Genomic DNA, 11,474 nt, shown 5'->3' on the forward strand with positions numbered 1-11,474 from the left:
GGAACCCGGGATCCAGACCCGCAGGAGGGACCGGATGAAGCGGAACGCCGTTCGCCTTTTCTCCACCATTCGTGCTTCTGGATTCCGGGCTCCGCTGCGCGGCCCCGGAATGACCAGGAGGGCATCAGTCAATCAGGCCCAACTCGACCCCCGGCCTCGACCGTCAGTCCCGATACACCCGCTCGTAGCGCCGGCCGAGGCTGGTCAGGATCTCGTAGCCGATGGTGCCGGCGTTGCGCCCGACCGTGTCGAGGTCGAGCCCGTCCCCGATCAGCAGGGCGGGCGCGCCGCGGCGCAGGGCCGCCTCCGGCACCTCGGTGACGTCGAGGATGATCAGGTCCATCGAGACGGTGCCGACGAAGGGGCAGCGCACGCCGTCGACCAGGGCCTCGCCGCGGCCGGTGGCCGAGCGCGGGTAGCCGTCGGCGTAGCCGAGCGACAGGGTGGCGAGGCGCCGCCGCCCCGGCGCGGTCCAGCGGGCGTTGTAGCCGGCGGTGGCGCCGGCCTCGACCTCGCGGACCTGGAGGATGCCGGCCTCGAGCCGCACCACCGGGCGCATCGGGTTCTCGCGCCCCGGACGCGGGTTGCCGCCGTAGAGGGCGTAGCCCGGCCGCGCCAGGTCGGTGCGGCAGGCGGGCAGGAAGTCGCCCGACGAGTTGGCGAGGGAGGCCCGGAGGCCCGGATAGGCAGCGCGCACCCGCGCGAACTCCGCGGCCTGGTGATCGGTGAGGGGATCGTGCTCGACCTCGGCGCTGACGAGGTGGCTCATCAGCAGGTCGATGCCCGCTTCAGCGACGACCGGGTCGTCGGCGAGCGCCAGACCCTCCGCCACCGACAGGCCGAGGCGGTTCATGCCGGTATCGACGTGGAGCGCCGCCGGGCGCGTCACGCCCTCGGCCCGGTTCGCCGCCGCCCACTCGGCGATCTCGTCGCGAGAGCCCAGCACCGGGCGAAGGTTCGCGGCCCGGTAGGCCGGTGCACTGCCCGGCGGGAAACCGTTGAGGACGTAGATCGCCGCCTCCGGCACCGCCTCCCGGGCGATCCGCGCCTCCGACAGGTGGGCGACGAAGAAGGTGCGGCAGCCCTCCCGCCACAGGGCCGGCGCCGCCCGGTCGATCCCGCACCCGTAGGCGTCGGCCTTGATCACCGCGGCGGTCTCCGGGCACTCCGCCACCTCGGCGAGGCGCCGCCAGTTCGCCCGCAGGGCCGCGAGGTCGATGGTGAGGCGGCCGCCATGGCCGATGGGGGTGGGCTCGGTCATGATCTCGCTCCTGGCGCCCCCCTCTACCCCCTGAGAGGGGACAGAGCCAAGGCCGTGAACGGGGGGCCGACCAAAAGCCAGGCACGCCCATTCCAACCCTCAGACCCATCCCGGAGCCCCGCAGCGGAGCCCGGGATGATCGTGGAGGGCTTCGGTGCCGTCGCGGAGCCCAGCAGCGGTCAGTGCGTATCCGGCAGCCGGTCGCCTTGCGCGAGGTTCGAGAACCGGGTGATCTCGGCGTCGAACTGGAGCTCGACCGTCCCGGTGGGACCGTGGCGCTGCTTGCCGATGATCACCTCGGCCTTGCCGTAGACGCGGTTCATCTCGGCCTCCCAGGTGAAGAACTCCTCCGTGCCCTCGCGCGGCTTCTTGTTCTTGACGTAGTATTCCTCGCGGAAGACGAACATCACAACGTCGGCGTCCTGCTCGATCGAGCCTGATTCGCGCAGGTCCGAGAGCTGCGGGCGCTTGTCGTCGCGGGACTCGACCTGGCGCGAGAGCTGCGACAGGGCGATGATCGGCACCGCCAGTTCCTTGGCCAGCGCCTTCATGCCGGTGGTGATCTCGGTCATCTCCTGCACCCGGTTGTCGCCCTTCTTCGACGCGCCGGAGAGGAGCTGGAGGTAGTCGACCACCAGCAGGTCGAGGCCGCGCTGGCGCTTGAGCCGCCGCGCCCTTGCCGCGAGCTGGGCGATCGAGATGCCGCCGGTCTGGTCGATGTAGAACGGGATCGTCTGCATGTCCCGGGCGGCGTCGGTGATCTTGTAGAACTCCTCGGGCCGGATGTCGCCGCGGCGGATCTTGTAGGAGGCGACGCCCGACTGCTCGGCGATGATGCGGGTGGCGAGCTGCTCGGCCGACATCTCGAGCGAGAAGAAGCCGACGATGCCGCCGTTCTTGGTCGCGATCGAGCCGTCGGGCTGCTTCTCGCCGACATAGGCCTTGGCGATGTTGAAGGCGATGTTGGTGGCGAGCGAGGTCTTGCCCATGCCGGGGCGGCCGGCCAGGATGATCAGGTCCGAGGCCTGCAGGCCGCCCATCTTGGCGTCGAGGTCGGACAGGCCGGTGGCGATGCCCGAGAGCCGCCCCTCGCGCTGGTAGGCCTTGGCCGCCATGTCGACCGCCGCCGTCAGGGCGTCGGAGAACTTCTGGAAGCCGCCGTCGTACTTGCCGGTCTCGGCGAGCTCGTAGAGCCGGCGCTCGGTCGCCTCGATCTGGTCGCGCGGCGAGGTCTCGACCGGGGCCTCGTAGGCGCCGTTGACCAGGTCCTCGCCGATGGTGATCAAGCGCCGGCGCAGGGCCAGGTCGTAGATCGTGCGGCCGTAATGCTCGGAATTGATGACCGTGGTCGCCTCGGCGGCGAGCCGGGCGAGGTACTGGCCGACCGTGAGGCCGCCGAGATCGGCGTCGCCCAGGTAGGTCTTGAGGGTGATCGGGCTCGCGAGCTTGCCGGCCTTGATCAGGCTGATCGCCACCTCGTAGATCCGCCGGTGCACCTCCTCCATGAAGTGCTCGGGCAGCAGGAAGTCCGACACCCGGTAAAAGGCGTCGTTGTTCACCAGGATGGCGCCGAGCAGCGCCTGCTCCGCGTCGATGTTGTGGGGCGCGACGCGGTACTCCTGCTGCACGGGCTCGAGGTTCGCCGTCAGGGTGCTGGGAATGGCCATCCGGCGGGGCTCCGGGCTTGAAGGGGGTGGCGCGTGTCAGATCATGATAACCGCTGCGGCGACCATCGCACCGGCTTCGTTGACCAAACCTTGACCGAGGGGCGACGGACGCCCCGAAACGCGACGGGGCCCGCGACTCGCATCGCGGACCCCGTCATGCTGGAACAAAATAAGAACAAGTCAAGCCCGATCGACGGGCTTGTCCCCGCTCTCCCGGCTATCCCGCCGCGAGGCGGGATAGCGCAGTGGAGATCAGCGGTCGCTGTCGGCGTCCGGGCCGGCCTCGGCCAGGGCGGCCCCGACCTCGAGGCCGAGGTCGTCGAGGTTGAACTCCTCGCGGGTAGTGGTCGACTCGCCGCGGGCCTGGCGCTCGGCCTCCTCGGGGCTGCGGGCGACGTTGACGGTCACGCTGACCTCGACCTCGGGGTGCAGCACCACCGGAACGGTGTGCAGGCCCAGCGTCTTGATCGGCTGGGCGATGCTGAACTGGTCGCGGTTCACGGTGAAGCCCTCCTGGGTCACCACGTCGGCGAGGTCACGCGGGGAGACCGAGCCGTAGAGCACGCCGGTCTCGCCGGCCTGGCGGATCAGCACGAAGCTCTTGCCGTTCAGCGTCTCGCCGACCTTCTCGGCCTCCGAGCGGCGCTCGAGGTTGCGGGCCTCGAGCTGGGCGCGCTGGTCCTCGAAGCGCTTCTTGTTCGCCTCGGTGGCGCGCAGGGCCTTGCCGCGGGCGAGCAGGAAGTTGCGGGCGAAGCCAGGGCGGACCTTCACGGTCTCGCCCATCTGGCCGAGCTTGGCCACGCGCTCGAGCAGGATCACTTCCATCGTCGTTGTCCTTGCTTGTCTTGTGGAGGCCTCGCGGTCTCCGGTTGGTGATGGCGGAAAGAACCGCCTTCGGGGCACCGGACCGCCCGCAGGCGGGACCGGGGATTCGGTGTCTCAGGCCGTCGGCGGGGTCATGCCGCCGGCGGGACCTTGGCCGGCTGCCGCCGTCCGGAGACGACGTCGAACAGGCCGAAGAGGGAGAGGGCGGCGAGCGCCAGCCCCTGCGTGAGGAAGACCACCACGTAGAGGCCGACCAGCAGCGGCGTGCGGCCGGGCCTGCCCCGGCTGCGGTCGTGAATCGCCGCCAGGCCCTGGAGCGCCAGGGCGGCGGCCAGCGCCCCGAGGAGCGCCACCCCGAAGGCGCCGGCATAGCCCGGCGCGACCGTGAGGGCGCCGCCGATGGCGAGGCCCCACAGGGCCCGGCGCGGCATCGCGGTGGCGGGGATGTCGGGCCAGGGCCGCGGCAGGCGCCCGGAGACCTGCACCACCCGGGCGCCGGCCCAGAGATAGAAGGTCAGGAGCAGCGTGAACGTCGTCGCCATGATGGCCGGGGCGATGCCGGCGACCCGGTCGGCGATGCGGGCGAGGTCCTCCTCCTGCAGGGCGGCGCCGCGGGACGGGACTTCCTGGAGCTGGAGCTGCAGCATCGCCCGGGCGAGGCGGCGGACCCGGTCCTGGTAGGCGGCATGCTCGCCCGATGACAGCATCACCACGACGATCAGCGCCGCCGCCGCCGTGACGGCGACCCAGGCGAGCAGCCGGCCGGTCGGGTACCACTCCATCTCACCGGAGGCCGTGTCCCCGGCACTCTTCGGCCGGCCGAGCAGGGCGAGATAGCCGAGCCACCAGGCCGGCAGGGCCGTCGAGATCAGGAAGGAGAGGCCGCGCAGGGGCGAGGCGGCGAGGGCGAGGGCGAGCGTGCCGGCGGCGGCGGCCACGAGGCCGGTCCGGTGGCTCCAGCCCATCGCCACGATCAGGATCGGCAGCGGGGCGAGCAGGTACAGGGCGAGGGCGAGCGGCGTCGCCTGGACGACGACCCCGATCAGGAGCGCCGAGGCGAGGCCGGCAATGATGCCGATGCCGTAATGTCGAGCCATCGATGAACTGTCCGCTGTCCCGCCGCCCGTCCGGGCGGGGTTAGAGGCGGTCGGCCGCCCCAGCGACCCGGCGGCACGATGCCGCCGGGTTGTTGTGTCGGAGATTAGCGGATCACGTAGGGCAGGAAGCCCAGGAAGCGGGCGCGCTTGATCGCCTGGGCGAGCTCGCGCTGCTTCTTGGCCGACACCGCGGTGATGCGCGAGGGCACGATCTTGCCGCGCTCGGAGACGTAACGCGAGAGCAGCTTCACGTCCTTGTAGTCGATCTTCGGGGCGTTGGGGCCCGAGAACGGGCAGGTCTTGCGCCGACGGAAGAACGGACGACGGCCACCGCCGCCACCAGCACCGAAAGCCATGGCTTACTGCTCCTCGTTCGTGTTGCGCTCGGCGCGCTCAGGGCGCTCGGCCCGCTCCGGGCGCTCGCCGCGCTCGGCGCGGTCGCCACCGCCGAAGCCGCCGGCGAAGCCGTCGTCGTCCCGGCGCCGGCCGCGCTCGCGGTCCTTGCGCTCGTCGCGGTCGCGCTTCTGCATCATCGCGGACGGCTCGGACTCGAGCTCCTCGACGCGCACGGTCATGAAGCGCAGCACATCCTCGGAGATGCGCATCTGGCGCTCCATCTCGGCGAGGGCCGCCGGGGGAGCGTCGATGTTGAGGAGGGTGAAGTGCGCCTTGCGGTTCTTGCGGATGCGGTAGGCGAGGGACTTCACGCCCCACATCTCGGTCTTCTCGACCTTGCCGCCGTTCTGCTCGATGACGGACTTGTAGGTCTCGATCATCGTTTCGACCTGCTGCGAGGTCACGTCCTGGCGAGCCAGGAACACATGCTCGTAGAGAGCCATGATGGGCCTTTCTCAGGGAGACTTTGGCCCGCTGCCTGAAGTCGCGGGTGCGGTTCTGGCGTCGGGCCGGTTCGTCCTCGCGTCGCACGGCGCCAAGCCCTTCGAGCCTGCAAAGGCCCGAGCGATTGTTCGAAGGCGGAGACACGGGACGACGGGGCGGACCCCTACGCTGGGCGCGAAGCGCCCAACGCCGTCCGTTCAGCCCCCGGCCGGAGCGAACGCGAGGCGCGGCCTATAGCAGGTTTCGGCGAAAGGGCAAGGGGCGAGGCTCCGGGCGCGGCGGCCGACCCTAAGGCCGCCGTAACCACCGTCCCCCTAAGGTTGCCGCAGCGTTCCTCCCAGGACTTCCACGCGTGCACGCTCCCCGCGCAACGCCCTCCGCGACTCCCCGGCCAGGAAGGCGCCCGCCGCAGCCCGGCGCCGCTTCCCTCGCCGACCTCGTGGACGAGGCCGAGCGGGTCGCCTCCGGCACCGACGCGGCGCGGGCGCTCCTGGGCGTCACCGACCTCCTGGTGGCCCGGGCCGACGCGCTGTCGGGCCCGCAGGTCAGCGCCTTCGACGAGGTGATGACGGTGCTCGCCGAGGGCGCCGGGACGGCGTCGCGTAGGCAGCTCGCCCGGCGCGTCAGCGGCCTCGCCCGTCCCCCGCACAAGCTGGCGCGGCGCCTCGCCTGCGACGCGGAGGCCAGCGTCGCGGTGCCGATCCTGGCTGCCTGCGCCTCGCTGCCGGAGGTGCTGCTGCTCCGGGTCGCCCGGATTCGCGGCCCGGCGCATCTCGCGGCCATCGCCCGGCGCGAGCGTGTCGCCGCCCGGGTCGCCGATGTGCTGGCCGACCGGGGCGACCAGGCGGTGATGGCGACGCTCCTGGGCAACCGCGGCGCGCAGCTCTCGCTCGCGGCGCTCTCGGTCCTGTCCGAGCGGATGGAGGACCGAAGCAGCCTCGCGGCGGGGCTGGCGGCCCGCGGCGGCCTGCTGCCGAGCCAGCGCGCCGCGCTCCTGCGGGAGCGGCCGGCCGCGCCTCCGAGCCCGTCGCGGCGCGCCGCCGAGGCGGTGACCCTGCGCATCCGGCTCGGGCTCGAGGAGGCGGATCTCCGCCTCTGGCTCGCGAACGGCAGGACCGCCGAGGCGCTGATCGGCCTCGCGCATCTCGCCGGCTGCTCCGCCGGGCGCGCGGAGGCGGCCCATCGCGGCGCGGGATTGCGGGCCCTCGCGCTCCTCGTGCGGGCGGCGGATTTGCGGCTCTCCACCCTCGGCGCCTTCCTGCGCGCCCGCACCGGCCGGGCCCTGACGGCCGAGGCGGCCGGCGAGGCGGTGCCGGTCTACCGCTCCGTGACGGTGGCCCGGGCGCGTGCGCTGGTCGCGGAGCGGCCGGGTGCGAACGAGACGGCCGGATCCCGATCGGCCTAGCCCGCGCGAGGCGCCGCTCCCGGCCCCCTCCGAATCGTCGAGCCCAGACGCGCTGATCATGCGCGTTGATGAAGGAGGGCCGGGACCAGGCGCCGTCAGCCGGTTTCCGTAGGCGCCTTGCGAAGGAAGGCCAGCACCTCGTCCAAGGGCAGCGAGCCGGGATATTCGCGAACCGCGAGGCTCACGGGTGCGCCCAGGGCCGCCATGATCGCCCGCAGGCCCTCGACCCAGGCATCCGCCTCGGCCTGCGTCGCGAAGCCGTTGCGGAAGACCGTCTTGTCGGGCTCGATGGTCGCCGCAACGGCAAACCGTCCGTCCGGCATGTCGAGAATCTGATAGGTCACGCGGCGGGCCATCCGGGCGGCTTAGCCCAGAATATTTTTCAAGACAAATAACAAGGGATGGGATTACTTTTTAACGACTCTAAACTCAGGCGCGCCTCTCGATACGCATTTTAACGATCTGCCGAGCGCCTGTCGGCGGCGATCGTCGCCGGATGGCCAGGATCTCGCCCCTCCTGCCCGACCTCGTCGGACGCCTCGTGCCGGCATTGCGGGATGTCGACTTGTAAGATGATCGTGATCGATCCGGCTGCCTTGCGGCAGGCGCCGGGACGAGCTTGCGTCGTTCCCGTCGATCGCCGGCATGATGCTCCGATCATCCTACAGGGCCTCGGCAACCGCCGATCGGCCGCAACGCTCGGCAGGCGGTGGTTCCTCGGATCGGCACAAGCGTCTGTTAGGATCCATTCAGCAAGAGATTGCCACATGTTCCCGGATGGGATTGCCGATTCATCCCGGCGCTGCCCGCACTCAGGTCGAGGGGTTGATGGGTTTCGACGACAGGCATCCGGAGGGCGAGCCTCAGGGGCTTAAACCGCTCGCCGCGGAGCGACCGGCGGGCACGCTGCCTGCGCAAGCGCGCGATCACCTCGGCGAGCAGTTGCAGATCCTGTACGGCTTCGTCCTCACCGAGATCCATCCCGCGCCGCTGCTGGACCTCGTCGCTCGGCTCGATGCGGCGCTGGCGACACGGAGCGCGGTCGACGCGGACAGTTTTCGGCGCGAGTTGACCGAGGTTCTGCCTCGTCTGCGTACCTTCGCGTTGTCGCTCACCGTCAACGCGGCGCAGGCGGACGACCTCGTGCAGGAAACCGTCCTGAAAGCCTGGGCCAACCAGCACCGGTTCACGCCCGGCACCAACCTCGTCGCGTGGCTCTGCACCATCCTGCGCAACCAGTTCTACACGGAGTGCCGCAGGCGGCGGCGCGAGGTGGAGGACGCGGACGGCGCTGCGGCCGGCGAGATGATCGCCCTGCCCGCGCAGGAGCACGGCATCGACCTGCAGAAGGTCTGGCAGGCCATGGCGGCGCTTCCGCCGACGCAGCGCGAGGCGCTGATGCTGGTGGGCGCCCAGGGCCTCACCTACGAGGCTGCGGCGGCCCTGATCGGCTGTCAGGTCGGCACCGTGAAGAGTCGGGTCAGTCGCGCGCGGGCGTTCCTCACCGGCCGCCTTGCGGCGCGGGCCTGAAACCGCCTTCGGCTGCTCGCCGTTCCGCGCGCCGGACGTGGCGGAGGTCTTCCGAAGGGAATCAGATCCGGGACCCGAGCCTCCCCGCCCTCAGGGCTTCTTCGGCGCCGTGCCCAGATGCTTGTCGAGGAACGCCGCGATCTCCGCGAAGGCCTCGCGGGTCTCCGGCGCGTCCGGGTTGAACAGGTACTGGGCGTGGCTCATGCCCTCGAACACCTGCAGCGAGGCCTCGACCCCGGCCTGGCGCAGCTTGCGGTGGGTGCGCACGGTGTTGGAGAGGAAGAGGTCGCGGGTACCGGTGGTCAGGATGGTGGGAGGCAGGCCGCGCAGGTCGCCGTAGATCGGCGAGAGCTGGGGATCGCGCAGGTCGTGGCCGGCGGCGTAGAGCTGGGCCGCCCGGGTCAGGTAACCCTCGTAGGAGACGAGCACGTTGTCCAGCCACTCGTTGGCCTTGTAGCTGTCGCCGGTCTCGGTCAGGTCGGACCACGGCGTGCCGGGCGCGATGGCGGCCGGGAGCGGCACCCCCTCGCGCTTGGCCCGCAGCATCAGGGCCAGCGTCATGCCGCCGCCGGTCGAGGTGCCGAACACCGCCATGTTCTCGGCCGGCTGCAGCGTCAGCGCCGCCTTCCACACCGCCATGGCGTCGTCCATCGCCGCCGGGTAGGGGGCGTCCGGGGGCATGCGGTAGTCGAACGACACCACCGTGAAGCCGCCGAAGGCCGCCATCAGCACCGCCTCGAGGGTGCCGGCCTCGCCCGGGTTGTAGACGTAGCCGCCGCCGTGGATGTGGACCAGCAGCCGGTGGCGGTTGCGCTCCGGCACTTGCCGGGGGGCGATGATCCAGGCCTTGACGCCGCCGATCACCTCCGGGGTCGAGACCACGCCGAGGCGCTCGCGCAGGGCCGGCAGGGGCGCGGCGGTCTGGGCCGCGAGCTTGGCCACGAGGGCCTTCCACTCGGCCGCGCTGCCCGGGTCGGCGTTCCAGGCCGGGGTCCGGTAGGGCGCCGCGATCGTCGCCTGGAACTCGGGGCTCACCGTGCCCGGCACCGGGATGCGCCGGCCCGGCACGGTGCGCGGGCCCGGGTTGGCGTTGGCGGCGTTCTGTGCCGCCTCCATGCGGGCGAAGTCCGACGCGTCGGCGGTCGGCGGCGGTGCCTGCGCGAGACCGGTGGCCGGCAGCGCGGTGGCCAGGAGCGTGGCGGCCAGAGGCGCGGCAGCAAGGGGCAGGACGGCGGGGCGGCGCGGGCCGGGCGACGAACCGGGCAAGGGAACCGAATCCTGTCTGCGTGGGTCGCCGCACGCTTCGCACGCCCCGCGCCCTCCGGCAAGACGATCCGGGCGCCGTCCGCCGAGCGGACTTGCGTTGGGCGGCCAACACTTCGTCCGCCTGGGGTGTTGGCTCGCCTCAGGTCTTTGGCCGCGGAACCGGTGGCCACTCCTGCGAAGCCTGCTCAGGGCAGCCCGCGCCGCAGGGGCGAGCGGTCGTAGCCGTCGAGCAGGTCCTGCACGTCGCGATAGATCGCGGTGCAGCCGGCCTCGCTCAGCTGCGCCTCGGGGAAGCCGCCGCACAGGACGCCGATCACCGGCACGCCGGCCCGGCCCGCGGCCTCGGCGTCGTAGGGCGAGTCGCCGATCACGACGGCCTGGCCCCGGGACGGATGGCCGAGGCGCGCGAGCGCGGCCTGGAAGATGTCCGGGTGCGGCTTCGAGCGCTCGGCCTCGTCGGAATTCGTCGCCACGTCGACGAGGTCGCGGATGCCGGCGATCTCCTGGTAGCGCTCGACCTCGTCGGCCTTGCCGGAGGAGGCGAGCGCCAGGACGTGGCCTTCCGCCTTCAGCCGCTCGAACAGCGCCCGCACGCCGGGGAACGGCCTCACCTTCGGCAGGTACTCGCGCGTGAACAGCTCGGAGCGGAATGTTTCGATCGCCTCGCCCTCGCGCTCCAGGCGCTCGGGCGGCACGAAGACCGGCATCAGCTGATCGCCGCCCTTGCCGATCTGGCCGCGGATCTCGGCCTGCGGCACCTCGATCCCGAAGGCCCGGAACGCCTCCGCCCAGGCCGCGGCGTGGAGGTCGACGCTGTCGAGCAGGGTCCCGTCGATGTCGAAGATCAGGTTCCGGATCATGGCGGCCCTCTGTTGCAGACGAGCACGAACCGGCGGCAAAGCGCCGGGGTTCCCCGGCCGGGCGCCGGCGCGGCTGGCCTTCGGACGCCTCGACCGCTAGAGGTTCGGCGACGCCGCTTGCCCGCCGGCCGGCGGGGCGGCCCTCAGGAAACCGTGGGAAGTGCCGATGTCCGTCCTGTCCAGAGCCTGCCTCGTCGTGGCCGTGGCCGCGCTCGCGGGCGGCTGCATCAGTAATCCTCTCGGCCAGACCGGCGGCGTGCTCCCGGCGGGCGATGTCGGCCCGCCGCCCTCGCTGCGCGGCGACGTGAAGGTGCCGGCCCGCAGCAGCGGCGACCTCGCCCAGGCGGCGACCGAGCCGACCCGTCGCCTCAACGTTCCGGCCGCCCGGGCCGGCAACGAGACCTTGAGCGCCCCGTCCCGGCGCATCCGCCGCGAGGAGATCGAGGGCGAGGGCGGCAGCGGGAGCAGCGGCGGCAGCAGCCTGTCGCCCACGATCGGGTCGGGCGGCTCGGTCGGTCTCGGCGGGAAGTTCTGAAGGCCGCCACTCAGGGTTCGCTCCGCTCCGCACCGGCCTCCGCGGCGGCCCGGCGGGCCCGGGTCTCCTGCGCCCGGGCGGTCTCGCGCAGGCGCCGCAGGCGCTCCTCCAGGCCGGCGCGGGTCGCCGGCCACCAGCCGCGGCCGGGCGCGTCCGGCGCCGCCGCCGGCACCGTGTCGGCGATCTCC

General features: G+C 72.1%; 12 protein-coding genes. 3 read left to right on the forward strand and 9 right to left on the reverse strand.

Annotation, left to right across the window (positions count from 1 at the left end; translation table 11 throughout):
• Window positions 1–163: 163 nt before the first annotated feature.
• The 6 genes from alr to rpsF all read right to left on the reverse strand — a co-directional run bounded on the left by alr (window position 164) and on the right by rpsF (window position 5,689).
• Complete coding sequence (gene alr, locus VQ02_RS08630) at window positions 164–1,261, reverse strand: alanine racemase (protein ID WP_048443771.1); 1,098 nt, start codon at window positions 1,259–1,261, stop codon at window positions 164–166.
• Window positions 1,262–1,440: 179 nt separating this feature from the next.
• Complete coding sequence (locus VQ02_RS08635; RefSeq protein ID WP_048443772.1) at window positions 1,441–2,928, reverse strand: replicative DNA helicase; 1,488 nt, start codon at window positions 2,926–2,928, stop codon at window positions 1,441–1,443.
• Window positions 2,929–3,180: 252 nt separating this feature from the next.
• Entirely contained in the window at window positions 3,181–3,753 is a 573-nt protein-coding gene (gene rplI / locus VQ02_RS08640; protein WP_048443773.1) for a 50S ribosomal protein L9, read from the reverse strand.
• Window positions 3,754–3,884: 131 nt separating this feature from the next.
• Window positions 3,885–4,850 carry a DUF2232 domain-containing protein gene (locus VQ02_RS08645; RefSeq protein ID WP_048443774.1) on the reverse strand — a complete coding sequence of 322 codons (966 nt, stop codon included), beginning with the start codon at window positions 4,848–4,850 and terminating at the stop codon, window positions 3,885–3,887.
• Window positions 4,851–4,954: 104 nt separating this feature from the next.
• The gene (gene rpsR, locus VQ02_RS08650; RefSeq protein WP_012332436.1) at window positions 4,955–5,206 is read right to left on the reverse strand and encodes a 30S ribosomal protein S18; all 252 of its coding nucleotides are present in this window, start codon (window positions 5,204–5,206) and stop codon (window positions 4,955–4,957) included.
• Window positions 5,207–5,209: 3 nt separating this feature from the next.
• Window positions 5,210–5,689 carry a 30S ribosomal protein S6 gene (gene rpsF, locus VQ02_RS08655; RefSeq protein WP_048443775.1) on the reverse strand — a complete coding sequence of 160 codons (480 nt, stop codon included), beginning with the start codon at window positions 5,687–5,689 and terminating at the stop codon, window positions 5,210–5,212.
• A 353-nt stretch (window positions 5,690–6,042) separates the two neighbouring features.
• On the opposite strand from rpsF, the gene VQ02_RS34670 reads away from it, so the two are divergent.
• Window positions 6,043–7,095, forward strand: a complete 1,053-nt coding sequence (locus tag VQ02_RS34670; protein ID WP_157080555.1) for a DUF2336 domain-containing protein — start codon at window positions 6,043–6,045, stop codon at window positions 7,093–7,095.
• 95 nt (window positions 7,096–7,190) lie between these two features.
• Here the strand turns inward: VQ02_RS34670 and VQ02_RS08665 are convergent, their stop codons facing one another.
• Window positions 7,191–7,451 carry a hypothetical protein gene (locus VQ02_RS08665; RefSeq protein ID WP_048443776.1) on the reverse strand — a complete coding sequence of 87 codons (261 nt, stop codon included), beginning with the start codon at window positions 7,449–7,451 and terminating at the stop codon, window positions 7,191–7,193.
• Between the two features lie 472 nt (window positions 7,452–7,923).
• Here VQ02_RS08665 and VQ02_RS08670 point away from each other — a divergent pair, with 472 nt between their 5' ends.
• Window positions 7,924–8,625 carry a sigma-70 family RNA polymerase sigma factor gene (locus tag VQ02_RS08670; protein ID WP_083469120.1) on the forward strand — a complete coding sequence of 234 codons (702 nt, stop codon included), beginning with the start codon at window positions 7,924–7,926 and terminating at the stop codon, window positions 8,623–8,625.
• A 90-nt stretch (window positions 8,626–8,715) separates the two neighbouring features.
• Here VQ02_RS08670 and VQ02_RS08675 read toward each other — a convergent pair whose 3' ends face one another.
• Window positions 8,716–9,831: an alpha/beta hydrolase gene (locus VQ02_RS08675; RefSeq protein ID WP_425339887.1), complete on the reverse strand. Its 1,116-nt coding sequence runs from the start codon at window positions 9,829–9,831 to the stop codon at window positions 8,716–8,718.
• 245 nt (window positions 9,832–10,076) lie between these two features.
• A complete protein-coding gene (locus VQ02_RS08680) occupies window positions 10,077–10,751 on the reverse strand; it encodes an HAD family hydrolase (protein WP_209436984.1) in 675 nt (224 codons plus the stop codon).
• Between the two features lie 166 nt (window positions 10,752–10,917).
• Between VQ02_RS08680 and VQ02_RS08685 the strand changes: the two genes are divergently transcribed.
• Window positions 10,918–11,286, forward strand: a complete 369-nt coding sequence (locus VQ02_RS08685; RefSeq protein ID WP_048443777.1) for a hypothetical protein — start codon at window positions 10,918–10,920, stop codon at window positions 11,284–11,286.
• Window positions 11,287–11,474 lie beyond the last annotated feature (188 nt).

This window comes from Methylobacterium variabile (assembly GCF_001043975.1).
GTDB lineage: Bacteria > Pseudomonadota > Alphaproteobacteria > Rhizobiales > Beijerinckiaceae > Methylobacterium > Methylobacterium variabile.

Bases quoted from the DNA above. Each gene is read 5' to 3' on its own strand.
- alr (WP_048443771.1), bottom strand. From the start codon at position 1,261: ATGACCGAGCCCACCCCCATCGGCCATGGCGGCCGCCTCACCATCGAC.
- VQ02_RS08635 (WP_048443772.1), bottom strand. From the start codon at position 2,928: ATGGCCATTCCCAGCACCCTGACGGCGAACCTCGAGCCCGTGCAGCAG.
- rplI (WP_048443773.1), bottom strand. From the start codon at position 3,753: ATGGAAGTGATCCTGCTCGAGCGCGTGGCCAAGCTCGGCCAGATGGGC.
- VQ02_RS08645 (WP_048443774.1), bottom strand. From the start codon at position 4,850: ATGGCTCGACATTACGGCATCGGCATCATTGCCGGCCTCGCCTCGGCG.
- rpsR (WP_012332436.1), bottom strand. From the start codon at position 5,206: ATGGCTTTCGGTGCTGGTGGCGGCGGTGGCCGTCGTCCGTTCTTCCGT.
- rpsF (WP_048443775.1), bottom strand. From the start codon at position 5,689: ATGGCTCTCTACGAGCATGTGTTCCTGGCTCGCCAGGACGTGACCTCG.
- VQ02_RS08665 (WP_048443776.1), bottom strand. From the start codon at position 7,451: ATGGCCCGCCGCGTGACCTATCAGATTCTCGACATGCCGGACGGACGG.
- VQ02_RS08670 (WP_083469120.1), top strand. From the start codon at position 7,924: ATGGGTTTCGACGACAGGCATCCGGAGGGCGAGCCTCAGGGGCTTAAA.
- VQ02_RS08680 (WP_209436984.1), bottom strand. From the start codon at position 10,751: ATGATCCGGAACCTGATCTTCGACATCGACGGGACCCTGCTCGACAGC.
- VQ02_RS08685 (WP_048443777.1), top strand. From the start codon at position 10,918: ATGTCCGTCCTGTCCAGAGCCTGCCTCGTCGTGGCCGTGGCCGCGCTC.